25 protein-coding genes and 3 pseudogenes are annotated in these 22753 nt (G+C 70.3%); 16 read left to right on the top strand and 12 right to left on the bottom strand.

The features are described 5' to 3' along the window. Positions 1–14: 14 nt before the first annotated feature. Both BCY76_RS10230 and BCY76_RS10225 read right to left on the bottom strand, forming a co-directional pair. On the bottom strand, positions 15–704 hold the full coding sequence (locus BCY76_RS10230; protein WP_070159717.1) for a DJ-1/PfpI family protein: 690 nt from the start codon (positions 702–704) through the stop codon (positions 15–17). Then, complete coding sequence (locus BCY76_RS10225; RefSeq protein ID WP_070159718.1) at positions 701–994, bottom strand: antibiotic biosynthesis monooxygenase family protein; 294 nt, start codon at positions 992–994, stop codon at positions 701–703. The genes BCY76_RS10230 and BCY76_RS10225 overlap by 4 nt, the downstream gene beginning before the upstream one ends. Before the next feature lie 54 nt (positions 995–1048). Between BCY76_RS10225 and BCY76_RS10220 the strand changes: the two genes are divergently transcribed. Continuing rightward, complete coding sequence (locus BCY76_RS10220) at positions 1049–1570, top strand: GNAT family N-acetyltransferase (protein ID WP_070159720.1); 522 nt, start codon at positions 1049–1051, stop codon at positions 1568–1570. 102 nt (positions 1571–1672) lie between these two features. Here BCY76_RS10220 and BCY76_RS10215 read toward each other — a convergent pair whose 3' ends face one another. Continuing rightward, positions 1673–2236 (bottom strand): TIGR03086 family metal-binding protein, encoded by a 564-nt coding sequence (locus tag BCY76_RS10215; protein ID WP_070159722.1) that lies wholly within the window; start codon positions 2234–2236, stop codon positions 1673–1675. A 223-nt stretch (positions 2237–2459) separates the two neighbouring features. Between BCY76_RS10215 and BCY76_RS10210 the strand changes: the two genes are divergently transcribed. The 3 genes from BCY76_RS10210 (at position 2460) to BCY76_RS18120 (ending at position 3612) form a co-directional block, all read left to right on the top strand. Next, a complete protein-coding gene (locus tag BCY76_RS10210; protein WP_070159724.1) occupies positions 2460–2675 on the top strand; it encodes a CsbD family protein in 216 nt (71 codons plus the stop codon). Positions 2676–2898: 223 nt separating this feature from the next. Then, on the top strand, positions 2899–3030 hold the full coding sequence (locus tag BCY76_RS19945; RefSeq protein ID WP_272896835.1) for a hypothetical protein: 132 nt from the start codon (positions 2899–2901) through the stop codon (positions 3028–3030). 360 nt (positions 3031–3390) lie between these two features. After that, the gene (locus BCY76_RS18120) at positions 3391–3612 is read left to right on the top strand and encodes a hypothetical protein (RefSeq protein WP_170922657.1); all 222 of its coding nucleotides are present in this window, start codon (positions 3391–3393) and stop codon (positions 3610–3612) included. Positions 3613–3729: 117 nt separating this feature from the next. Here BCY76_RS18120 and BCY76_RS10200 read toward each other — a convergent pair whose 3' ends face one another. Together BCY76_RS10200 and BCY76_RS19940 are read right to left on the bottom strand one after the other, a co-directional pair. Further along, positions 3730–4761, bottom strand: coding sequence for an amidase family protein (locus tag BCY76_RS10200; protein ID WP_272896837.1), 1032 nt, complete (start codon positions 4759–4761; stop codon positions 3730–3732). Beyond that, the gene (locus tag BCY76_RS19940) at positions 4671–5114 is read right to left on the bottom strand and encodes an amidase family protein (RefSeq protein ID WP_170922656.1); all 444 of its coding nucleotides are present in this window, start codon (positions 5112–5114) and stop codon (positions 4671–4673) included. The genes BCY76_RS10200 and BCY76_RS19940 overlap by 91 nt, the downstream gene beginning before the upstream one ends. Between BCY76_RS19940 and BCY76_RS18115 the strand changes: the two genes are divergently transcribed. The 3 genes from BCY76_RS18115 to pheA all read left to right on the top strand — a co-directional run bounded on the left by BCY76_RS18115 (position 5115) and on the right by pheA (position 6745). Then, complete coding sequence (locus tag BCY76_RS18115) at positions 5115–5273, top strand: hypothetical protein (protein ID WP_170922655.1); 159 nt, start codon at positions 5115–5117, stop codon at positions 5271–5273. It abuts the gene before it with no gap. A gap of 198 nt (positions 5274–5471) precedes the next feature. After that, positions 5472–5801: a rhodanese-like domain-containing protein gene (locus BCY76_RS10190; RefSeq protein ID WP_070159728.1), complete on the top strand. Its 330-nt coding sequence runs from the start codon at positions 5472–5474 to the stop codon at positions 5799–5801. Next, positions 5798–6745 (top strand): prephenate dehydratase, encoded by a 948-nt coding sequence (gene pheA, locus BCY76_RS10185; RefSeq protein WP_272896834.1) that lies wholly within the window; start codon positions 5798–5800, stop codon positions 6743–6745. The genes BCY76_RS10190 and pheA overlap by 4 nt, the downstream gene beginning before the upstream one ends. A gap of 17 nt (positions 6746–6762) precedes the next feature. Here pheA and BCY76_RS10180 read toward each other — a convergent pair whose 3' ends face one another. Further along, positions 6763–7923, bottom strand: a complete 1161-nt coding sequence (locus BCY76_RS10180) for a diacylglycerol/lipid kinase family protein (RefSeq protein ID WP_070159730.1) — start codon at positions 7921–7923, stop codon at positions 6763–6765. A gap of 67 nt (positions 7924–7990) precedes the next feature. Between BCY76_RS10180 and serS the strand changes: the two genes are divergently transcribed. Beyond that, positions 7991–9280, top strand: coding sequence for a serine--tRNA ligase (serS, locus tag BCY76_RS10175; protein WP_070159732.1), 1290 nt, complete (start codon positions 7991–7993; stop codon positions 9278–9280). A gap of 130 nt (positions 9281–9410) precedes the next feature. On the opposite strand, the pseudogene BCY76_RS10170 reads toward serS, so the two are convergent. The 4 genes and pseudogenes from BCY76_RS10170 to BCY76_RS10155 form a co-directional block, all read right to left on the bottom strand. After that, a pseudogene (locus BCY76_RS10170) lies at positions 9411–11122 on the bottom strand (glycoside hydrolase family 13 protein). 70 nt (positions 11123–11192) lie between these two features. Continuing rightward, on the bottom strand, positions 11193–12056 hold the full coding sequence (locus BCY76_RS10165; RefSeq protein WP_070159734.1) for a carbohydrate ABC transporter permease: 864 nt from the start codon (positions 12054–12056) through the stop codon (positions 11193–11195). A gap of 2 nt (positions 12057–12058) precedes the next feature. Continuing rightward, positions 12059–13018, bottom strand: a complete 960-nt coding sequence (locus tag BCY76_RS10160; protein ID WP_070159736.1) for a carbohydrate ABC transporter permease — start codon at positions 13016–13018, stop codon at positions 12059–12061. 24 nt (positions 13019–13042) lie between these two features. Continuing rightward, entirely contained in the window at positions 13043–14311 is a 1269-nt protein-coding gene (locus tag BCY76_RS10155; RefSeq protein WP_085437617.1) for an ABC transporter substrate-binding protein, read from the bottom strand. A 50-nt stretch (positions 14312–14361) separates the two neighbouring features. Here BCY76_RS10155 and BCY76_RS20725 point away from each other — a divergent pair. The 4 genes and pseudogenes from BCY76_RS20725 to BCY76_RS19325 all read left to right on the top strand — a co-directional run. Continuing rightward, a pseudogene (locus tag BCY76_RS20725) lies at positions 14362–14601 on the top strand (hypothetical protein); the annotation flags it as partial. 419 nt (positions 14602–15020) lie between these two features. Next, on the top strand, positions 15021–15656 hold the full coding sequence (locus BCY76_RS19330) for an ROK family protein (protein ID WP_237090090.1): 636 nt from the start codon (positions 15021–15023) through the stop codon (positions 15654–15656). A gap of 100 nt (positions 15657–15756) precedes the next feature. Beyond that, positions 15757–16884: an ABC transporter substrate-binding protein gene (locus tag BCY76_RS10145; protein ID WP_237090089.1), complete on the top strand. Its 1128-nt coding sequence runs from the start codon at positions 15757–15759 to the stop codon at positions 16882–16884. Between the two features lies 1 nt (position 16885). Next, a complete protein-coding gene (locus tag BCY76_RS19325; protein ID WP_237090088.1) occupies positions 16886–17041 on the top strand; it encodes a hypothetical protein in 156 nt (51 codons plus the stop codon). Between the two features lie 16 nt (positions 17042–17057). On the opposite strand, the gene BCY76_RS10140 is transcribed toward BCY76_RS19325, so the two are convergent. Together BCY76_RS10140 and BCY76_RS10135 are read right to left on the bottom strand one after the other, a co-directional pair. After that, positions 17058–17408: an FCD domain-containing protein gene (locus tag BCY76_RS10140; RefSeq protein WP_085437614.1), complete on the bottom strand. Its 351-nt coding sequence runs from the start codon at positions 17406–17408 to the stop codon at positions 17058–17060. Further along, positions 17308–17850, bottom strand: coding sequence for a GntR family transcriptional regulator (locus tag BCY76_RS10135; RefSeq protein ID WP_085437612.1), 543 nt, complete (start codon positions 17848–17850; stop codon positions 17308–17310). Before BCY76_RS10135 ends, BCY76_RS10140 begins: the two co-directional genes overlap by 101 nt. Positions 17851–17996: 146 nt before the next feature. Between BCY76_RS10135 and BCY76_RS10130 the strand changes: the two genes are divergently transcribed. The 4 genes and pseudogenes from BCY76_RS10130 to BCY76_RS10115 form a co-directional block, all read left to right on the top strand. Continuing rightward, positions 17997–18950, top strand: coding sequence for a sugar phosphate isomerase/epimerase family protein (locus BCY76_RS10130; RefSeq protein WP_070158802.1), 954 nt, complete (start codon positions 17997–17999; stop codon positions 18948–18950). Positions 18951–18980: 30 nt separating this feature from the next. Then, entirely contained in the window at positions 18981–19961 is a 981-nt protein-coding gene (locus BCY76_RS10125; RefSeq protein WP_070158801.1) for a 3-hydroxyacyl-CoA dehydrogenase family protein, read from the top strand. 5 nt (positions 19962–19966) lie between these two features. After that, complete coding sequence (locus BCY76_RS10120; RefSeq protein WP_070158800.1) at positions 19967–21370, top strand: GntP family permease; 1404 nt, start codon at positions 19967–19969, stop codon at positions 21368–21370. Positions 21371–21393: 23 nt separating this feature from the next. Beyond that, a pseudogene (locus tag BCY76_RS10115) lies at positions 21394–22753 on the top strand (dihydroxyacetone kinase family protein); the annotation flags it as partial.

Genomic DNA, 22753 nt, shown 5'->3' with positions numbered 1-22753 from the left:
CTGAACTCCGGGCTTCAGTCCCCCGTCAGCCGTGCCGCGGCCCGCTCGACGACGTCTCCGCGCAGCTCCGTGGTGGCGGAGATCTGCGCCTGGGCGAGCTCGTCATCGGCGTCGGGACGGGACGGCGCGCCGGCGTCGAACGGCGGCTCGGGGTCATACTCCAGCAGCAGCTGCAGGCGCTTGGCGACGTCGTCGCCGTGGATCTCCGCGGTCAGCCGCAGGGCGAAGTCGATGCCGGCCGAGACGCCCGCAGCCGTGATCACCGGGCCGTCGCGGACCACCCGCTCCGCGGTGGGGATCGCCCCCAGACGCTCCAGCAGATGCAGGGAGCCCCAGTGGCTGGTGGCCCGCCGCCCGCGCAGCAGCCCGGCCGCGCCCAGCAGGAATGAGCCGGTGCACACGCTGGTCACCCATTGGGCCTCGGCGGCCTGGCGGCGGAGGAACGCCAGCGTCGGCTCGTCCTCCAGCAGTTCGAAGGTGCCGCGGCCGCCCGGGACGAACAGCACATCGGCCTGCGGGGCCGCCTCCAGCGTGGTGGTGGGCAGAATGCTGAACCCGGCATCGGTGGGCACCGGGTCCAGGGAATCGGCGGCGACGTGCAGCTCGGCCCCGGGCATCTTCGCGAAGACCTGAGCCGGGCCGGTGAAGTCCAGCTGGGTGACGTGGGGGAACAGCAGCGCGACGACGTGCAGGGGCTCGGTCATGATCTCACCTCGGTGAAGTGCTCGACGCGGGGGAACGGGTCATAGAAGTGGTGCAGCAGCGCCTTCCAGCGCTGATACTCGGGGGAGTCGCGGAACCCCTCGGTGTGGTGCTCCACCGTCTCCCACCTCACGAGCAGCAGATACTCCTCCGGCGTCTCCTGGGAGCGCAGCAGCTCCAGGCCCAGGAAGCCCGGCATCGAGCTGATCAGCGGTCGCGCCTGGGCGAACGCCGCCTCGAACTCGGACTCGCGGCCGGGGGAGACCGGAAGGATGGCGTGCTCTGTGATCATGGGGCGAGCATGGCACAGCGGAGGCTCCTGTGGAAGAGGCGCTGAGGAGGAGAGATGGACAGCAGCATCAGAGAGGCCACGCTCGGTGACCACCCGGCCGTGGTGCAGATCGAGCATCGTGCCGGGCTGCTCTTCGTGGGCACTCCGATGGAGGACATCGCCGACGACGAGGCCGTCACCGCGGAGGAGTTCGCCGCCGTCGTCGCGACCGGCGCCGCCTGGGTGCATGTCTGCGAGGGAATCGTCGTCGGGTATCTGCTGGCCGAACGGCTCGACGACGCCGGCCACGTGGAGCAGGTCTCCGTGGACCCGGCATGGTCCGGGCGCCGGATCGGGGCCGCGCTGCTGGACCGTGCGTCGGCCTGGGCCGCAGAGCAAGGGTTGGACGCCCTGACGCTGACCACGTTTGTCCATGTGCCCTGGAACGCTCCCTACTATCGGCGGCTCGGATTCCGGGAGCTGAGCCCCGAGCGCTGGGGTGCCGAGCTGGCCGCGCGGGTGCGCGCAGAAGCGGAGCACGGGCTGGGCAGGTGGCCCCGCATCGTCATGGGCCGACCGACGTCGCTCCAGCCCTGATGATGCTCCGGCGCCCCCGTCGCGTGCTGCCCCTCCGAGATTCTCGAACCCCGCGAAGATCGGTGAGGATCGAGAATCTGGTGGGGGCGCCGCGGGACGTCGTCAGGGCCTCCAGTGGGGGTCACGTCCGATGAACCCCATGAGCTGCGCGGAGGCGGGGGCGTCGTCGTCGACGGGGACCGGCGGGCCGAACTGTCCCGAGGAGCGCATCGCCTCTTCCATCGGGCGCATCCCCTGCAGCAGGGCCTCGGCGTGCTCCTCGTCCAGGGCCGGGTCCTGGCCTGTGGCGACGGCGAGATCCCAGGTGTGCATGAAGACGTCGGCGGTGTAGAAGCGATCCACCATGTCCTGCAGCGGCAGCGTGCCCAGCTGCGGGTGGGTGACATCCCGGTCGGCGTCCTCGGCGTCCACCAGGCTCTGGATCTGCTCCCGGTGGTGGCGCCAGGCGCCGTGCGGATCATGGAGCGGGGAGGGGCCGGCGGTCAGGATGACGTCCACGGACCGAAGGAACTCACTGGACCACTCCACCAGGTGGCGCGGGACGTCGCGGGCTCGCCACTCGGGCACAGGAGTGGGCGCGTCCCAGTCCGTGACGGCAGCACTCACTCGTGTGAAGTCCTCGGCGACGCGGCGGTGGCGCGCGGCGGGGGCGGCGGGAAGGCTCATGGCGCTCCTGAGGTCTGCGGCGGTGCGACGAGTGTACTGACGCCTCGACCCGGGCGGCGAGGGGTCGCGGCCGCCCTGTGCCCGGAACGTGTGCGTCACGGCTCCGCCGCCGTCGGGAGCTGTCTGCGCGTTTCCTGTGAATCTGCCGGCACCTGATGACGCCGAAACTTCTGACCGGTAACGTGACGCGTGTCCACATGTCACCGACGGAGAGGAGTTCACTATGGGACTCGGAGACAAGTTCGACGCCGCGAAGGACCAGGTGTCAGGCCAGGCCAAGGAGGCGGCGGGCAAGGCCACCGGTGACAAGCGCACCGAAGGCGAAGGCAAGGCCCAGGACCTCCAGGGCAAGGTCAAGGAGACCGCCGAGAACGTCAAGGACACGGCGGGCGACCTCAAGGATGCCGCCAAGGGCTTCACCGACAACTTCAAGAAGTGAGTCCGTCCTTCGGGGTGTGAACCTCGAACTCTGAGCGGCGCCGGGATCGCAGATGCGGTCCCGGCGTCGTCATGTCCGGAAGGTTTCCGCGCGACCCACAAGAATCTTCCGAAGAATTTCCAGGAAATATCGGCGAAGATGTTCACAACCGCCGAATGGGCTGTTATTGTTGAGCGCATCATTCCTGTGCCGCAGGATCCGACGAGAGGAGGGGGCGATCACCATGAAGATCACACAGAAGCTGGCTCACAGCACCGGCGCGACCGGCATGACCGGGCGTGATGTCGGGACCGATCGAGCGATCGCCCACCCCCGCGGAGTCCTCGGCGGCATCTATCAGGGATGCACCGCGTGATTCTCGCGCGACGGCAGAGCTGACGCTCGCCGCCTTCCCGCAGCACCGGCACGAATCGTGGCGCCCCGGCGTCCGCGTTCGGCCCCGTGTGCGGGGACGGCCAGCCTGAGGCTCCCGCAGATCCTCTGCGGTCGGTCGGTCCCGCGAAGTCCGTGCTTCCACGGACTGCGCTCGTCTGATCCCCGTGGTCCTTGGTCCTCTTCCGCAGCAGTGCGCGGAGACTTCCACGCCTCATCGCCCAGGCCGTCTTCACTCACTTTGAGCTGAATTCCGCCTGTCCGGATCAGTTTTTCTTCTCACACATCTTTTTCTGGGCCTACTCATGCCCTTTTTCTTCTCTGGAGTTCATCAGTGTCTGTCGTGCACAGCAGTTCTTTCCATCAGTCTCTTCTGCGCCGGGCCGCCCACTCCGTGGGTTCCGCCATGGTGGAGTGGGCGACGCGCACCCAGCGTGAGCAGGTGCGCCGCGTCCCGCGGCTGAGTCCGCAGGAGGTCCACCGTCGTCGCATGGTGCGCCAGGAGGCCGAGGAGCGCCGTGAGCAGGCCGCCCTGCGCGTGCTCACGTTCCCCCGCCAGTTCTGACCGCATCTGTGATGCCTCACCATCCGGCACGCCGGGTCGCCCCACCGGGCGGCCCGGCGTCGTCACGTTCCTGACCGGCCATGCTCCAGACCGGCCATGCTCCAGACCGCGCAGCGCTCAGCCGGCCTGCATCGTCGCCGCCAGGGCGAGCAGCCGCTCCTCCTGCCCGTGCCGGCCGATGATCTGCACCGACCAGCTCATTCCGTCCGCATCGGTGTGCACCGGCACGGTGACCGCGGGCAGGCCCAGCACGTTCACCACGGAGGAGTACGGGGTGAACCGGCACTGCTGAATGTAGTCCTCGGCGGGGTCGAGGGAGGCGAACCAGCCCACCGGCGGTGCCCGGAAGGCGAGCATCGGGGTGACCAGCACATCCCAGTCGCCCAGAACATCCTCCGCGTGGTCGGAGGCCTGCTGCAGCGCGGCCCTGGCCTGCGCCGTCTCCTCCTCCGGACGCTCGGCGGAGAGCTCCACGAAATGCCGGGTCAGCGGAGCGAGCTGCTCCAGCTGGTCTCCGGTGAACCCGGCCTGCCCCAGGCGAGAGGTCCACAGCGCCTGGAAATGTCGGTGATAGTCGGCAGGCCAGAGGCGGTCCCGGAGGTCGCCCGTGAGGCCGCCGGCCTGACCCCCTCGCGAACGACCCTGCAGTGCGTGCCCGAGAGCCTCGAGTCGTCCGAGCCCCACCTCCAGGGCTCGCACCGCATCCTCGTCGAGCACGATGTCCAGGTCCGGGCTGAACGGCGACTCCGTGGTGACGCCCACCCGCAGGGGGCTCAGCCCCGAGTCCAGGGCCTGTCGCACTGGGCGCTCAGCCGGCCCCTGCGCCAGCACGACGCCGGCCTCTGCCTCGCGCCGTCGGGCCCGCCGACCGCGCGGCCGGTCCGGAACCTCGAAGCGGTGCCCGGCCATGACGTCGAAGAGCAGCGCCGCGTCCTCGGCGGTCTCGGCGATCGGTCCGGAGACCACCAGGTCCTCCACCCGGGTGGAGGCGGCGTCATCGGGGAGGCGACCCCGCCCCGGCTTCAGCCCCACCAGCCCGCAGGCCGCCGCAGGGATCCTCACCGAACCGCCGCCGTCGCTGCCCGGGGCCAGCGGCAGCATTCCGGCCGCCACTGCGGCGGCCCCACCGCCGGTGGAGCCGCCCGAGATCCGGGCTGGGTCCAGCGGGTTCCGAGACGGGGCGGCCAGGGCGTCTCCGAATAGCAGGGCAGGCCGAACTCCGGCACCTGGGTCTTGCCCACGGAGACCGCGCCGGCGAAGTGGACCCGGCGGGCCAGCGGGTCGTCCCGGCCCGGCACTCGGGGAGGCAGCGCCGTGGTGCCCATCGTGGTGGGCATCCCGGCGACGTCCACCAGATCCTTGAAGGCCGTGGGCAGCCCCAGCAACGGATGATGGGCGGAGAGCTCGCTCAGCCGCGCCGTCCTGTCCCGACCGGTGCCCAGCACGAGGCCGCGCACCGCATCGATCTCAGCGGCGCGGGCCAGCGCCGCCTCAGCGTCCACGTGGAGGAACGCGCCCAGCCGGGAGCCGCCGCCGCAGCGGTGAGTGCGGTGGTCGCCAGCTCCACCGCCGTCACGTCTCCGGCCAGGAACGCCGCCCGCCAGTGGGCGGCCGTCGCGGCGCGGAAGTCCGTCATGGAGGTGTCCGTGGTGTGGGCCTGATCAGGGGCGGGCGGATCGGGGCGATGGCTCATGACGCCACCCTATGCACCACGGGCCCCGAAACGGCAGGGGCGGCACCCGTCTCGGATGCTGGGCCGACGGCGTCGCGCCCACGCCCGCACAGGCGGAGCCGGTAGTCTCGTCGCGGAGCAGATCGTCACATGCCGGGACCCCGTCCCCGTCACCAGGGAGGCAGTCATGTCGGACTTCGAGACCGTGCGCGCCGCTGATGTGCCCGCGGGCGCCCACCTGCTGGACGTCCGTGAGGACTACGAGTTCGCCGCCGGCCATGCGCCGGGCGCGCTGCACATCCCCGTGGACCAGATCCCGGCGCGTTTTGACGCGGAGCTGGACCCGGATGAGGACTACCACGTCATCTGCCGCACCGGGGGGCGGTCGGTGCAGATCACCCAGTGGCTCACCGCCCAGGGGTATTCGGCGGTCTTCGTGGCCGACGGCATGGACGGCTGGGTGGAGGCCGGCCGGCCCTTGGAGACCGACGGCGGAGAGGAGCCCCGGGTCCTGTGAGCCAGCCGCCTGAGAACCTGCCCTTCGCCCGCTACTCCTACCTGGGGCCCGCCGGGACCTTCACCGAGGCCGCCCTGCTGCAGATGCCCGGAGCGCACGAGGCCGAACGGGTCCCCGCCGCCTCGGTGCTCTCCGCGCTGACCATGGTGGAGGACGGCACCGTCGACGCCGCCATGGTGCCGATCGAGAACTCGGTCGAGGGCGGGGTGACCGCCACCCTCGACGCCGTCTCGGTGGCGCACCAGCTGCACATCGTCGCCGAGGCGCTGGTGCCCATCACCTTCGTGGTCGCCTCCCGCGAGCCCACCACACTGAGCCGCATCCGCTCGTTGACCACCCACACCCACGCGTGGGCGCAGGTGCGCCGCTGGGCCGAGGTGTCCGTGCCGCATGCCGAGTTCATCCCGGCCTCCTCCACCGCGGCGGGGGCGCGGGCCCTGCTCCAGGAGGACCACGCCGCCGACGCGGCCATCTGTGCTCCCTTGGTGGCGGAGCAGCTCGGGCTGCACGTCGTCGCCCACGGTGTGGAGGACGTCGCCGGGGCGGTCACCCGCTTCGTGCTGGTCTCCAAGCCCGGACCCGTGCCGGAGGCCACCGGGGCCGACAAGACCACGATCATGATCCCGCTGCCGGAGGACCGCGCCGGCGCGCTGATGGAGCTGCTGGAGCATTTCTCCACCCGCGGGGTGAACCTGTGCCGCATCGAGTCCCGCCCCACCGGAGACGGCTTGGGGAAGTACTTCTTCTCCATAGACCTAGAGGGTCACATCGACGAGGCCCGGGTGGCTGACGCGCTCGCCGGGGTCCACCGGATCTCGCCGAAGATCCGCTTCCTGGGCTCCTACCCCCGGGCGGATCAGCGTCCCCAGCAGGTGACCGCCGACGTCAGCGAAGCCGCCTTCTCCGCGGCGCGCACCTGGATCGAGGCGCTGCGCCGCCGGTGATCAGTCGCTCGCGGTGATCAGGCGCGCGTCTCGTGCGTGGGCTCCCAGTCCTCGGCGGGGTCCACGGTGAAACGTCCGGACTCCAGCCACGGCACCGCCGCCACCCCGTTGACGGTCAACGACGCCGGCCGCACCCGGGCTTCGACCGCGACCACCTCCCCGACGGCGTCGCCGTCGATCTGGAAGGGCAGCGGCTCGGCCATGGTCAAGGTGCTCACCCGGGCCTGACGCACGGTCATGACCGGGATCTCGGCGGAGAACCGGGTGACGGTCTTGGCGATGATCTTCGCCCAGTCCCAGGCGTGCCGCGGGGTGAACAGCACCGCGTCGAGCATGCCGTCGTCGAAGCGGGCCGAGGGGACCAGCACCATCCCGGCCTGGAGCATCCCGCAGTTGGCCAGCAGCACCGAACGGACCCGGTGGGTCTCCGGCTCGGCGTCGTCCACGGCCACGGTGATGGCACGACGGCGCCCCATCACGTGTCGCATGCCGGCCTCGCCGTAGGCGAGCCACCCCGCCCGGGCCTTCAGCGCCTCGCGGGTGTCGCTCATGACTTCGGCGTCGAGCCCGCCGCCAGCGATCACCAGCGAGTTCTCCTTCTCCGTGGAGCCGTCCTCGCGATGCAGGGCCAGGTCGAGGGTGTCCACACGGTGGGCGAGCCCGTGCAGGGCCTCGTCCACGCAGGCGGACAGGTCATGGTGGGGGAGCCCGATGTTGCGGGCGAAGAGGTTCCCGGTGCCCATGGGGATGATGCCCAGAGCGGCGTCGGTGCCGGTCAGCTCCTTGGCCACCGCCCGGACGGTGCCGTCGCCGCCGGCGGCGACGACGATGTCGGCGCCCTTCTCCAGGGCCTCGGCGGCCATCCGCTGGCCGGGGTCCTCCGCGGTGGTGGCCAGCAGCAGCGGGGCGGGCATTCCGGCCCGGGAGCATGCCGAGTGCACCAGCCGGACGACCTCGTCGGCTTCTGCCTTGGTGGGGTTGACCACCAGGGCCACCTGGCGGCCGGCACGGGCCGGGGCGGTCGGTGCGGCCTCCTGCTGATCACGGAGGCGACCGATCTCCGCGATCTCCCCCTGCAGGCGCCGGGTGGTGACCAGGGCGCGGACGATCACCGCCAGCGCGATGACGTGCACGACGGCGGAGACGATCAGCAGGGTGGTCAGCAGCTCCAGGCTCACCGGGCCAGTCTATCCAGGCTGACCTGGGGAGCGCCTGAAACCGGCGTGACCCGATAGGCTGGGGCCCGTGATCGACATCAAGGACCTCATCGAGAACCCCGACGCCTACAGGGCCAGCCAGCGCGCGCGGCAGGCCGACGAGTCCGTGGTGGATCAGCTGATCTCCGCGCAGCAGGCCCGGAACGAGGCGATCTCCCGGTTCGAGTCCCTGCGCGCGGAGCAGAAGGCCTTCGGCAAGAAGGTGGCTCAGGCCCAGGGCGAGGAGAAGCAGCGGCTGCTCGCCGAGGTGAAGGACCTGGCCGCCCAGGTGAAGGCCGCTGAGGCGGCCTCCGGGGAGGCCGAGGATCAGCTGCGCGACCTGCAGCGCCGGGTTCCGAACCTCATCCACGACGGCGTCCCCGCCGGCGGGGAGGAGGACTTCGTGGTCCTGCGCGAGGAAGGCACGCCGCGGGACTTCGCCGGCGAGGGCTTCGAGCCGAAGGACCACCTGGCCCTGGCAGAAGGGCTGGATGCCGTCGACATGGAGCGCGGGGCGAAGGTCTCCGGTGCGCGGTTCTACTTCCTCAAGGGCTTCGGAGCCCGCCTGGAGCTGGCCATCCTGCAGATGGGCCTGGACAAGGCGCTCGGCGCAGGCTTCACTCCGATGATCACCCCCACCCTGGTGCGTCCGGAGACCATGCAGGGCACCGGTTTCGACGTCGAGCACGACGAGGAGATCTACCGGCTCGAGCGGGACGACCTCTACCTGGTGGGCACCTCTGAGGTGGCGATCGCCGGGTACCACGCCGACGAGATCATGGACCTCACCGGCGGCCCGATCCGCTACGCCGGATGGTCCTCCTGCTACCGCCGGGAGGCCGGCTCGCACGGCAAGGACACCCGCGGGATCCTGCGCGTGCACCAGTTCAACAAGCTGGAGATGTTCATCTACTGCTCCCAGGAGGACGCGGCGGCCGAGCACCGCCGCATGCTCGGCTGGGAGGAGGAGATGCTCTCCGCGCTCGAGCTGCCCTACCGGGTGGTGGACATCGCCGCCGGGGACCTCGGCCTCTCCGCGGCCCGGAAGTTCGACTGCGAGGCCTGGGTCCCCACCCAGGGCACCTACCGCGAGCTGACCTCCACCTCGGACTGCACCACCTTCCAGGCACGGCGGCTGAACATCCGGGAGCGCACCGTCACCCCGGACGGCTCCAAGGGGCCCACCCGCCCGGTGGCCACCCTGAACGGCACGCTGGCCACCACTCGGTGGCTGGTCGCCATCCTGGAGAACCACCAGCAGGCCGACGGCTCAGTGCGCGTGCCCGAGGCGCTGCGTCCCTACCTGGGCGGCCTGGAGGTGCTCGAGCCGGTCCGCTGACCGGGCGGAGCGCCCCGCACAGTGGAGCGCCCCGCACCGCAGCACATCGCAGCACAGCAGACGGCGGCGGACCCGGTCAGGGTCCGCCGCCGTCTGCTGCGTCAGCGCTGCGTCACTGCGTAGAAGGGAGCTACTGGCGGATCCAGGCGGTGGCCTCGCCGGGCAGCTGGCCGTCCCGCAGCGGGGCGCTGGCCAGCAGCACCTCGCCTGCCGGCAGCGGAGTCTCGGCGGTGCCGAAGTTCGTGACGGTCACCCAGCCGCCCGGACGGCGGAAGGCGAGGACGTCGTCGCGCCCGGTGTCGACCCACTCGAGAGTCTCCGCGGTCTGCAGCTGGCGGCGCAGCCGCAGCGCGGACCGGTAGAGCTCCAGAGTAGAGTCCTGCTGACCGTCCTGGGCCTCCACGGAGTACTCGGCGAACCACTGCGGCTGCGGCAGGTGGGCCGGGCCGGGGCCGAAGCCGAAGGAGGAGCCCGTACGGGCCCACGGCAGCGGGACGCGGCAGCCGTCACGGCCCTTGTCCACGCCCGGGTTCCGGAAGAACGTCGGGTCCTGCCGGGCGTCGTCGGCGATGTCGCCGACTTCGTGCAGGCCCAGCTCCTCACCCTGGTACAGGTAGGCCGACCCGGGCAGGGCGAGCTCGAAGAGCGTCGCGGCACGCGCACGCCGCTCACCCTGCTCCCGGTCCAGCTGATCCTCCGGCCCGCCGGCGAGCACCCAGGCGGCGCCCTGCTTCTGGTCCTGCTCCGTGCTGCCGACCTGGTCGGCCAGCGGGGGCAGCCCGTAGCGGGTGGCGTGCCGGACCACGTCGTGATTGGAGAGCACCCAGGTGGAGGAGGAGCCGGACTCCGCGGCGAGGGTGAGGCTGTCGACGACGACCTCCTTGAACGCGGCGGCGTCGAACTCCTGGGTGAGCAGGTCGAACTCGAAGGCCTGCCCCAGGCCCTCGGCGCTGGCGTAGCGCGGGCGCCGGTGGCGCTCCACCCAGGCCTCGGCCACGGCGGTGCGCGGCGGGTCGTAGGAGTCGAAGACCTTGCGCCACTCCGCGTAGATCTCGTGGACCTCGTCGCGGTCCCAGATCGGGTGCTGGCCCTCGCCGCGCGGGATCGCGTCCAGCTCCGCCTCTGAGGGCAGTGGGTCGGTGAGGTCCTTGGTCAGCGCGTGGGCGACGTCGATGCGGAAGCCGTCGACGCCGCGGTCGGACCAGAAGCGCAGAGTCTTCAGGAAGTCAGCACGGACTTCGGGGTTGGCCCAGTTGAAGTCGGGCTGCTCCGGGGCGAAGAGGTGCAGGTACCACTGGCCCGGCGTGCCGTCCGGCTCGGTGACTCGGGTCCAGGCGGGGCCGCCGAAGATGCTGGTCCAGTCGGTGGGCGGCTCCGAGCCGTCGTCTCCGGCGCCGTCGCGGAAGATGTAGCGCTCCCGCTCCGGGCTGCCCGGCCCGGCGGCCAGTGCCTGGCGGAACCACACGTGATCGTCCGAGGAGTGGTTGGGGACGATGTCCACCACCACCTTGATGCCCTCGGCGTGCAGGGCGGCCACCATCTGGTCGAACTCCTCGAGCGTGCCGATCCGGGGGTCGACGTCGCGATAGTCGGCGACGTCGTACCCGCCGTCGGCCAGGGCGGAGGGGTAGAACGGGCTCAGCCAGACCGCGTCGATCCCCAGCCTGAGAGGTAGGGGACGCGGGAGATGATGCCCTGCAGGTCGCCGATGCCGTCGCCGTTGGCATCGGCGAAGCTGCGCGGGTAGATCTGATACACAGCGGCCTGCCGCCACCAGGTGGGGTCCTCGGCGGCAAGGTGCTGCGGCGAACCGACGACGTCGGTCTGCGGGGTGGAAGTCACAGGGCGGGTTCCTTTCTCAGCGGGTGTCAGATGTGGGTGTCAGATGGTCACGATACGGACTGCGGGGGCCTCAGGACTTCACCGCGCCCTGGGTGACTCCGGAGAGCACCCAGCGCTGCGTGAAGACGAAGACCAGGATCGAGGGGGCCAGCGCCATCAGGTAGGAGGCGAAGGAGACGTGGTAGTTGCTGCTGAACTGGCTCTGGAAGAGCTGGTTCACCACGGGCAGCGTCTGCAGGGACGGGTCGGAGATGATCATCGAGGGCATCATGAAGTCGTTCCAGGAGAACAGGAAGGCGAAGATGCCCACCGTGGCGCTCATCGGGGCCAGCACGGGGAAGATGACCCGCCAGAACGTCTGCCAGGTGCTCGCGCCATCGATCCTGGCCGCCTCCTCCAGCTCATGGGGCATGTTGCGCAGGAAGGTGGTCAGCAGCAGCACGTTGAATCCCAGATGGAACATGATGTGCAGGATGCCCACACCCAGTGGGGTGTCCAGCCCGACCATCCCGGTGAGCTTGATCTGCGAGAGGGCGAGCACCGGGAAGGGCAGGAACATGGCGGCCAGGATGTAGAAGAACGCGAACTTGAAGAACCGTCGCTCCCAGTTGGCGTGGATCGCGTAGGCGGCCATGCTGCTGATCAGCACCGCACCGGCCACGGCGATCGCGGAGACGAACACCGAGATGCCGAAGCTGACCGGGAAGTCCGTCAGCCGCCAAGCCTCGATGAAGCCTTCGATGCTCAGCGGGTTGGGCAGGGTGAACGCCTCACCCTGGACGGCCTGGGCCCCGGATTTGAACGCCATGGACACCGTCACGAACAGCGGGACCAGCACCGTCAGCGTGCACAGGGCCAGAACGACGGTCAGCGGGAGGTTGTACCGGCGCCTGGTGCGTGACGCCTTGATCGAGGTGATCTCCTGGGTGGACATGATCACTTCTCCTTTCGGCGCATCAGGCGCAGCTGGATGAGGGCGATGGCGAGGGTGATGAGGAAGAAGATGGTGGCGGTGGCCATCTGGTAGGCGTAGTCGCCGTCGGTGAACCCGGAGAAGATGGTCATCGCGACCGAGCGGGTGGCCGTGCCGGGTCCTCCGTCGGTGAGGCCCACGATGATGTCGTAGGCGTTGAGGAAGTTCTTGAAGGTGAGGATGACGTTGATGAGGATGTACCCGCTCATCAGCGGCACGGTGATCTTCAGCAGCTGCTTCCACGGGCTGGCGCCGTCGAGGGCGGAGGCCTCGTAGACGTCGTCGGGGATGGCCACGAGTCCGGCGATGTAGATGAGCATGGTGCCGGGGATGGCCTGCCAGGCGGTGACGATCACGATCGAGACCCAGGCCAGGTCCGCGTCGGCCAGGATGCTCGACTCCAGCGGACCGAACCCGACGGTCTGGGCGGCCGCCGGCAGGGAGCGGGCGAACAGGAACTGGAAGACGAAGGCGATGATGATCGGCGAGACGACCATGGGGATGACGAAGATGGTCCGCATGGTGATGCGGGCGCGGATCTGGGACGTCAGCCCCACCGCCAGGAGGAAAGCGATGATGTTGGTGACCACCACGGTCACCGCGGCGAAGCCCAGCGTGAAGCCGAAGGACCACAGGATGGCCGGGTCGGTCAGCATGAGCCGGTAGTTGGCCAGACCCACGAAGTCCCAGTCGCCGTAGCCCACCGAGTTCGTGAAGCTGAAGAAGATGCCCATCACCGCCGGCAGGGCGATGGCCAGGGTGAAGGCGATGAGCGTGGGCAGAAGGAACAGCCAATGGGTGAGGTCCGGGCCCCGCCGGGGCCCCGACGTGGAGGGCTGGGGCGCTCGGCGGGTGCCGGAGGGTCCCGAGGCTGGGGCGGGGGTGTCTGCGGGTGTCCGAGTGTCAGCGGTGCTGTGAGACATGATGCTCCTTGGTCGAGCGGCCGGTCAGGTGCGCTGGGCCAGGCGTGCCCAGTCGGCGTCGAGCGTGCGCAGCATCTGCTCGAGGTCGGCTCCGAAGACGAGGTCCTGGCAGTAGCTCTCGAAGGGGATGGTCAGCGGGATGCCCTGGGAGACGCCTTGGTAGATGGCGCCGCTGTCCACGTAGGGCTGCATCTCGGCGATGCGTTCGTCGGTGACGTCCGGGGCGTCCTCGCGGACTCCGAACCCCAGGGCGTGTTCGTTGTAGGCGTCCTGGATCTCCGGGCGGGCCAGATACTGCAGCAGCTGGCGGGCCTCCTGGGGGTGCCGGGCTCCCTCGGGGATCCACAGGGCCAGGTCCAGGTTGACTCGGACCTTGTTGTCCGCCGGGTCCTCGGTCATGGGCAGCGGGAAGGTGCCGACCTCCAGGTCCGGGTTGATCTGTCCGATCTCGATGAGCGCCCAGGGGCCCTGGAAGTACATGGCCGCCTCGCCGTTGGCGAAGGCGTTGTTGCCGTCGCCGTAGTTGCGGCTCAGCGCATCATGCTGGGTGTACTCGGAGATCTCCAGCATCTTCTCCAGCGGCTCGTGCAGCACCTGGCTGAAGGAGACCGGGGAGTCGGGCGTGACGTCGGGGCCCTGGGCGCGGAGCTGCTGGAAGAAGTCGATGACGTCGACCATCCCGCCCACCGCGTAGTCCACCAGGCCCTGCTTCACGGTCCAGGCGTCGGCGTAGGTGCCGTAGACGGGAGTGACGCCGGCGTCCTGGAAGGTCTCGCAGGCGGCGATGAACTCGCTGTAGGTGGTGGGGACCTCGACGCCGTGCTCGGCGAAGATCTCCCGGTTGTAGATGACCGAGGCGGCCATCATCGAATACGGCAGCACGGAGACGTGGTCCTTGTACTGCGGATAGAGCTGGACCTGCTCCATCACCGGTGCGGCGATGGCCTGAGTCTCGGGCAGGTCGGAGAGATCGCTGAGCTCGCCGCGCTCCACGAAGCGGGCCATCTCGAAGTTGTAGAGCTGCAGCGCGATGTCCGGCGGCGAGTTGCGGACGAACATGCCGTTGAGCGTGCCTTCGGCGGTGTCATGGATGGGGCGGATCCCGGGGAACTCCTCGCGGAAGTCGCCGAGGAGGTCGCGGATGTAGGGGATGACCTCACGCTTGGTCTGGTAGAAGCGGAGCTCCGTGGCGTCGCTGCGGCCGCCGCCGCAGCCGGCCAGGGAGAGTGCGGCGAGGCCTGCCGCTCCGGCGATGAGACTCCGCCGGGACACCGACGGTGGGGGTGCGCCCATGCTTGTCCTCCTGAGGTGCGAATCGAACCTGTGGTGCGAGCAGGGAATCCATGCGGGAGAAGCCTGGTGATCTCCGCCACATCCTGTGGTGCGTAAATTTAGCATCTATATTTAAGGCTGTCTATGATGGCGGCGTGGATGATCAGGAATCGAGGCAGACGGGCGGACTGGCCGTGAACGGTGTGTCCCAGCGCGTGCTCAACGGCCGACGTCTGCTCGAGTACGCCTGGTCGGGCGAGCCGATGACGGCCACCGAGCTCATGGAGGGCACGGGACTGACGCGCGCCACCGTGCTTTCGTTGTGCCGTGACCTGGTCGAGGCCGGATGGTTGCGGAAGGTGGCCGACGCCCGTGCTGCGGGCCGGTATGTGAAGGGGCGGCCGGCGCTGCGGCATGCCTTCTGCCCGGAGGCCGCCTATGTGGTCGGCTGCGACGCCGATGAGGACGTCTTCACCGCCGTCGTCGCGGATCTGCACGGAGAGGAATTGGCGCGCGTCCGCCGGGAGGTGCGCGCCCTCCGGGATCCTGGTCTGCGGAGGGAGGAGCTCGAGGCGCTCGTCGATGCCGCGCTCGCGGCGGCGGGTGTGGCCGGGGAGCGCGTGGCCGCCGTCGTCATCGGTGTGCCCGCACCGGTGGACCTGCAGGGCGCCTCGCCCCCGCCCGACGACGACGCCCACTACTGGAGCATCGCCAACCCCGGCTACGCGACATGTTCCAGGACCGGGGCTGGATCGTCCGACTGGACAACGACGCCAACCTCGGAGCGCTCTACGAGGCCGCCGACGGGGCGGGGTGGGGGCGCGCTCCTTCGCCGTGCTGCTGGCGGCCGAGCGGTTCGGCGCCGGCATCGTGGTCGACGGCGCGCTGCTGCGCGGCACGCGCGGCCGCGTGGGCGAGCTGCGCGTGCGGAGATGTCTCCGGCGTCGATGCGCCGCACGGCCTGGGGCGCCGCACGCGATGGGAGATCCAGCGGATGGCCGACGCCGGCCTGCTGGCCGGCGAGCTGGCGGACCTTCCGCCGGAGGACTGGGGCGCGGAGGCGTTGCTCGAGGCGGCGACGCGGGGCGATCCCGTCGCCCTGGAGATCGTGGACCGTCTGGCGCGACGCCTGGCGCCCGTGGTCACGCTGCTCACCGGCCTGTTGGACCTGGATCGCGTTGTGCTGGCCGGCCCCTTCGCCGCTTCGGCCGAACCGCTGCTCAGTCGCACCCGGGAGATCCTGGAGGCCTCGGTCGTCTTCCGCTGCCCGGAGCTCGTGGCCTCCACTGCCGGCGGTGACGTGATCCTGCGCGGTGCCGTTTCGCGGGCGGTCGACGTCGTCAGGGAGCGGGCGCTGCTGGACTGACCATCGGCGCGTCGCAGGGCCGTCCAGACGGGGCCCTTTCTTTTGTCTCTCGAAGAGGCCATAATCCCTGTGAGTCACATCACCCAGGGAAGGCATCGCCATGCAGGCATCACGGATCACCACCATCGGCGCCACGACGACGACTCTGCTGCTCGGCCTCACGGCCTGCGGCGGGGGCGGCGGGGGAGGGGAGGCCAATGCCTGGGTGCTCAACGGAGGGGTCTGGCCCGTCGTCGAGGAGGACTTCGAGGCCTGGAACGAGGAGAATCCGGATCAGGCGATCACCGTGGACTCCTTCGCCAATGACGTCTACAAGGAGCGCATCCGCACCGCCGTCGGCTCGGGCGAGGCGCCCACGCTGATCGTCGGCTGGACCGGCGGCACACTGCTGGAGTATGTGGAGCACGATTACGTCGTCGACCTCACCGAGTCCACCGAAGACCTGCGCGAGCGGCTCATCGACTCCGTGGTCGCCAACGGGGAGGTGGACGGCAGCACCTACGCGGTGCCGATGAACAACGTCCAGCCGGTGGTCATGTACGTCAACCAGGCCGTCTTCGACGAGGTCGGCGTCGACGTCCCCGCCGACTGGGACGAGATGCTCGAGGCCGTGGAGGCCTTCAACGACGCCGACATCGTCCCCTTCGCACTCGCGGGCGGCTCCCGATGGCCGATGCTGATGTGGGCCTCGTACCTGACCGACAGGATCGGCGGTCCGGAGGCCTTCGACGCCGTCGTCGCCGGCGAGCCCGACGCCTGGTCCCATCCGGCGATCCTCGAGGCGCTCGAGCGGGTCCAGGAGCTGCTCGACGCCGAGGCCTTCGACCCGAACTTCTCCTCCGTGGTGGCCGACCAGAACGAGGATGCTCAGATGCTCGCCGACGGGCGGGCCGCCATGGTGCTGCAGGGATCCTGGGTGTACTCGCGCATGCTCGAGGACGTCCCCGACTTCGCCGCCTCCGGGGACCTGGCGTTCACCACTTTCCCGGAGATCCCGGGCGGGGCGGGGGACCCGGCCAACATCGTGGGCAACCCGGCGAACTTCTGGTCCGTGTCCGGGGACGCTCCGAGGAGGACCAGCAGGCGGGGATCGACTACCTCAGCGAGCACCTGTTCAACGACGAGTCCGTGGACGCCATGCTGGAGACGGGCAACATCCCGCCGCTGGAAGGGCTCGAGGAGAAGATCGCCGACACGGAGGACGAGGAGTTCCTGGCTTCGCCTATGACATGGTGCGGGACGCCCCGAGCTTCCAGCTGTCCTGGGACCAGGCGGTGGACCCGAGCCAGGAGCAGCCGCTGCTGGAGAACCTGGAGAGCGTCTTCCTGGGGCAGATCACCCCGGAGGAGTTCGCCGAGAACATGAATGCCACTCAGCCGGAGTGAGGGCCGGAGTCAGTGATCAGTCGTCGCTGCGCACGCGGGAGGCCACGGCCTGCAGGTGCGTGCGCAGCGTACGACGCATCAGCTCCGGGTCTCCGGACTCGAAGGCCTCCAGCACCGCTTCATGCTCGGCCAGGGCTTCGTCCAGATCCAGCTCCCCGTGGTCCACCGTCTGGCGGAGGCGCTGCACATGGGCGCTGAGTGACTCACTGGTCTGCAGCAGATAGCGGTTCCCGGCCGCCTCGAGGATGACCCGGTGGAAGTCACGGTCAGCCTCGAAGTACTCCCGCAGGTCCTCGAAGTCCTGCGGGGCGGCGTCGCCTGCCGTGTGGCTCTCGGCGTGGTCCTCCTGGGTCCGCAGGGCGCGCACCCGTTGGGCGGCGCGGACCGTGCCGATCGTGGGCGGCACGCAGCACGGGGGTCAGGGCGGCGGCCCGCTCGGCGGCGCGCTCCACGGCGGCCATCTCCACGATCATGCGCATCTCGAACAGTTCGCGCAGCTGCTGGCCGCTCAGTTGGGGCGCCACCCGGTATCCCTTCAGCGCCACCCGGGTCACCAGCCCGGTGTGCTCCAGCTGCACCAGAGCCTCCCGCACCGGGGTGGGGGAGACGTCCAGCTCCCGGGCCAGGGCGTCGATGCTCATCGAGCTGCCCGCAGGCGCCGAGCCGTCCAGGATGCGGTCGAACAGGGCGGAGTAGACCTCATCGCGCAACGCGCGCCGGGCCACCCGGGCGCCGGGGTCGGTGGCATCGGAGTCGCCGGCGCGGAGGTCGGAGCGGCGGCCGGAGCGAGGGCTGAGCGAGCGGTTCATCGTCTGGTGATCCTAGCGGGTCGACGGCGACACGGTCCTGCATCTTCCTATTTCCTATAGGATATGCGAGCATGTGGTCCGAGCCACAGGACCTGCGTCACATTCCGGGGATGGTCGTCCGATGCCCCGGCAGAGAGGACCCGCCCATGCCCGTCCAGACCCCGAGACCTGTCCCGCACGCGGCGGAGACCTGGCCCATCGCCGGCAACATGCTCGCCTTCGGCCCCACCGGCCCCAGCGGGCGCCCCTGGTGGGACGAGCCCGCCTCCGCCTGGGCCGACTGCCTGGCCCAGATGCGCGACCTCGGCTTCACCCACATCGACCCCACCGACGCCTGGCTGCCGCTGCACCGGCTCAGCGACGCCCGGATCGCCGAGTTCAAAGCGGTCCTGGCCGACCACGGCCTGCAGATCCCCTCGATCTCCATGACGCGGAACTCCGTGGTGGACGTCCAGCACGGGGAACGGAACCTCGCCGACGCCCACCGGCTCCTCGACCTGGCTCCGGAGTTCGGCGCCACCATCGTCAACACCGGATTCATGCAGGCCTTCACCCCCGCTCAGGCCGACGCCCTGTGGTTCTGGCTGGCCGACGGCCACGTGGACGACCCTGCCCTGCGGCCCCTGGCGATCGAGCGCATCCGCGAGCTCGGCGACCACGCGCAGGCCAACGGCGTCGAACTGAGTCTGGAGATGTACGAGGACACGTTCGTCGGCACTCCGGATGAGGCCGTGGCCTTCCTCCGCGACGTCGACCACCCGGCCGTCGGGCTCAACCCCGACCTCGGCAACCTGGTGCGGCTCCACCGCCCCGTGGAGGACCCCGACGCGATGTTCGAGAAGGTCCTGCCGCACACCAACTTCTGGCACATCAAGAACTACTCGAGGGACTTCGACCCCGCCACCGGGGCCTATGCCACCGCGCCGCTGCCGCTGAAGCACGGCTACATCAACTACCGGCGCATCATCCGCCGGGCCCTGGAGCTCGGCTTCACCGGGCCGTTCTGCTGCGAGCACTACGGCTCCGACTCCATCGGCGTCTGCGCCGAGAACCGTGACTACATTCGCCAGGTGCTCCGCTCCGCGCTGCCCACCGGCTGATCCCGTCCCTGACCCAAGGAGAACACCCGCATGACCACCATCAGCACCGTCACCGTCGTCGGCGCCGGCTACATGGGCGGCGGCATCGCCCAGTCCATGGCCCTGGCTGGCCTGGACGTCCAGATCGTCGACGTCGACTCCGAGACCACCGCCCGCGGCCTGGAGCGCCTGCTCGCCGAGGCCCAGCAGTTCGAAGACCAGGGCCTCTACCCGGCCGGCTCCACGGAGACCATCCGCACCCACCTGAGCGCCGGCACCAGCTTCGAGGCCGCCGTCGCCCGGGCCGACCTCATCGAGGAGGCCGTCTTCGAGTCCCCCGAGGTCAAGCAGGAGGTCCTCGGGCGCATCTCCGAGCACGCCCGTGAGGACGCCATCATCGGGACCAACACCTCCACCATTCCCGTCCACGTGCTCGCCCCGCATGTGACCAACCCCGGGCGGTTCCTCACGGTCCACTTCTCCAACCCCGCCCCCTTCATCCCGGGCGTCGAACTCGTCTCCGGAGAGGCCACCGAGGCCTGGGCCGTCGAGGCGGTCAAAGAGCTGCTGCCGCGGATCGGCAAGGAGGGCGCTGAGGTCGCCGACGTGCCCGGCATGGTGCTCAACCGCCTCCAGTACGCTCTGCTCAAAGAGGCCGTCACCGTCGTGGAGGAGGGCGTGGCCACCCCGGAGGCGGTGGACATCATCGTCCGCACCACCTTCGGCTTCCGGCTGGGCTTCTTCGGGCCCTTCGCCATCGCCGACCAGGCCGGCCTGGACGTCTACGCCAAGTGCTTCCGCATCGTCGAAGAGGCCTTCGGAGAGCGCATGGCCACCCCGCAGATGCTGCTCGACCAGGTGGAGTCCGGCCGTCACGGGGTGAAGAACGGCAAGGGCTGGACCGGCGACTTCGACGAGCAGACCGCCGCCGAGCTCATCGCCTACCGCAACAAGGCCTACGCGCGGATGGGTGACCTGCTGCGCGAGCTCGGCCCGGCGCCGACGGGCACCCGCCCCGAGGGGACGGACTGAGTCCCATGGACGGCATCACCCTCGCCGTGGAGCACCCCACCTGGGCGCTCATGCTCATCGCGGTCGCCGCCATCGCGGCCCTGCTGGTGCTCATCGTCAAGGTCAAGCTCCACGCCTTCTTCGCCCTGATCATCGTCTCCCTGCTCACCGCACTGGTCGCCGGGATCGGCATCGGCGACGTCCTCGACGTCGTCGTGAGCGGATTCTCCACCACCGTGGGCAACGTGGCGCTGCTCATCGGCTTCGGCGCGGTGCTGGGCCGCCTCGTGGAGGCCTCCGGCGGCGCCCAGGTGCTGGCGGACCGCATGCTGCGCACCTTCGGCGAGCGCAAGGCGCCGCTCGCGCTCGCCGTGGCCTCCCTGTTCTACGCCTTCCCGATCTTCCTGGACGCCGGGTTCATCGTGATGCTGCCGATCATCTACACGGTGGCCCGCCGACTGGGCGGCAGCTTCATGCTCTACGTGCTGCCCTCCATCGGGGCGTTCCTGATGATGCATGCGCTCACCCCGCCGCATCCGGGCCCGACGGCGGCGGCCACCGTGATGGGCGCCGACGTCGGCACCGTGCTGCTGGTGGCCCTGCTGGTGGGTCTGCCCACCTGGTACCTGGCCGGCTACCGACTCGGCCTCGTGCTGGCCAGGCGATACCCCGGCTACCCGGTGCCGACGCTGTTTGGTGAACCCGAAGTCAAGGAGGAGGACGAGCTGCCGGCTTTCGGCACGGTGATCGGCTGCCTGGTGCTTCCGCTGGTGCTGATCTTCTTCAACACGCTGTCCTCCACGCTGGAGGCCGACGGCACGCTGCCCACCGAGAGTCCCGTCTACGCGCTGTCCCAGCTGATCGGCCCCACCCCGGTGGCGCTGCTGATCTCCTCTCTGGTAGCCATGTACCTGCTGTACATCCGCCCCCGCCGGGCCCGCGGCGCCACGGTGGGCTCGGCGCTGTCCGACCTCACCGACAACGCCCTGGCCCCGGTCTGCTCGATCATCCTGATCACCGGAGCCGGCGGTGCCTTCGGCGCCGTGCTGACCGCCACCGGCATCGGGGAGTCCATCGCCGACGGCCTCGACGCCATGGGGCTGCCGGTCATCCTCGCCGGGTTCCTGGTGGCGGTGGTCATCCGCGTCGCCCAGGGCTCGGCCACCGTCGCGGCCACCACGGCCGGCTCCATCATGGCCCCCGCTGTGGCCGGGCTCGGCCTGGACGGCTTCGCGCTGGCCACCGTGGTGGTGGCCATCGTGGCGGGCTCCATCACCTGCTCCCACTTCAACGACTCCGGCTTCTGGCTGGTGGGCCGCTTCTGCGGCTTCGACACCATGACCACGCTGAAGACCTGGAGCGTCATCGGCACCGCGATCGGCGTCATGGCCTTCCTGCTGAGCTGGGCGGCCTACGCGCTGGTCGTCTGAGAGAACAGAACCGAGGACACCTGATGACCTACCTGATCAACGACTCCTCCGACTTCGCCGCCGAGGCGGTGGCCGGCTTCGTCGCCGCCCACCCTGAGCACGTGACCGCCGTCCACGGAGGGGTGGTCCGGGCGCGGCAGACCCCGCCCGGCCAGCCCGCCCTGGTGATCGGCGGCGGCTCCGGCCACTACCCGGCCTTCGCCGGCTGGGTCGGCCCAGGGATGGCCACGGCGCCCCCTGCGGCAACATCTTCGCCTCCCCCTCGGCCTCCCAGGTGCATGCGGTGGCCCGCAACGCCGACAACGGGGGAGGGGTCATCCTCGGCTTCGGCAACTACGCCGGCGATGTGCTCCACTTCGGGGCGGCCGCCGAGAAGCTGCGCGCCGAGGGCATCGATACCCGTATCGTGGCCGTCACCGACGACGTCGCTCCGGGCCCGCCGACCAGCGGCGCACCCGGCGCGGCATCGCCGGGGACCTGCCGGTCTTCAAGATCACCGGTGCGGCCATCGAGGCGGGCGCCGACCTGGACGAGGCCGAGCGGATCGCCCGCCGGGCCGACAGCGCGACGATCTCCCTGGGCGTGGCCTTCGACGGCTGCACCCTGCCCGGGGCCCAGGAGCCCCTGTTCCACGTGGAACCCGGCACCATGGGGGTCGGCCTGGGCATCCACGGCGAACCGGGAGTGGAGGACCGTGCCCTCGGCACCGCCGACGAGGTCGCGGACCTGCTGGTGGACGGCCTGCTCGCCGAGCTCCCCGCCGTGCAGGCCGCGGTCGCTCCCGCCGGACACTCCGGCCGGGTGGCGATGCTGCTCAACGGGCTGGGCACGGTCAAATACGAGGAGCTCTTCGTGGTCCACCGGCGGGTGGCGGAACGTCTTGCCGACGCCGGGCTCACCGTGGTGCGTCCCGAGGTCGGTGAGTTCGTCACCAGCCTCGACATGGCCGGTCTCTCGCTGACCCTCGTGGTCCTCGACGAGGAGCTGGAGCGCCACTGGCTCGCCCCCGTGGACACACCCGCGCTCCGGCGCGGCGGCGCCGTCGTCGGACCCAGTGCTGAGGCCCCTGCCCGCGATGAGATCTACGCTCCCGGCGCCGAGGCGATTCCGGAGGCCGCCGAGGCCTCCCGGGCCTGCGCCGCCCAGGTGCTGCGGCTGGTGGAGCGCTTCGAGGCCACCTGCGCGGCGCACGAGGAGGAGCTGGGCCGCATCGACGCGATCGCCGGAGACGGCGACCACGGTCAGGGCATGCGCCTGGGCACCCGGGGTGCCGTGGCCGCCGCCCAGGAAGCCCTCGACGGCGGCTCCGGGGTGCGCGCGCTGCTGGAGCGGGCCGGCTCCGCCTGGGCCGATCCGCCGGCGGCACCTCCGGAGCCCTGTGGG

The sequence above is a fragment of the Nesterenkonia sp. PF2B19 genome (assembly GCF_001758425.2).
In the GTDB taxonomy this organism is placed as follows: domain Bacteria; phylum Actinomycetota; class Actinomycetes; order Actinomycetales; family Micrococcaceae; genus Nesterenkonia; species Nesterenkonia aethiopica.
Note: the sequence above shows the minus strand (reverse complement) of the source record. Positions and strands in the feature narration are given on the sequence as shown.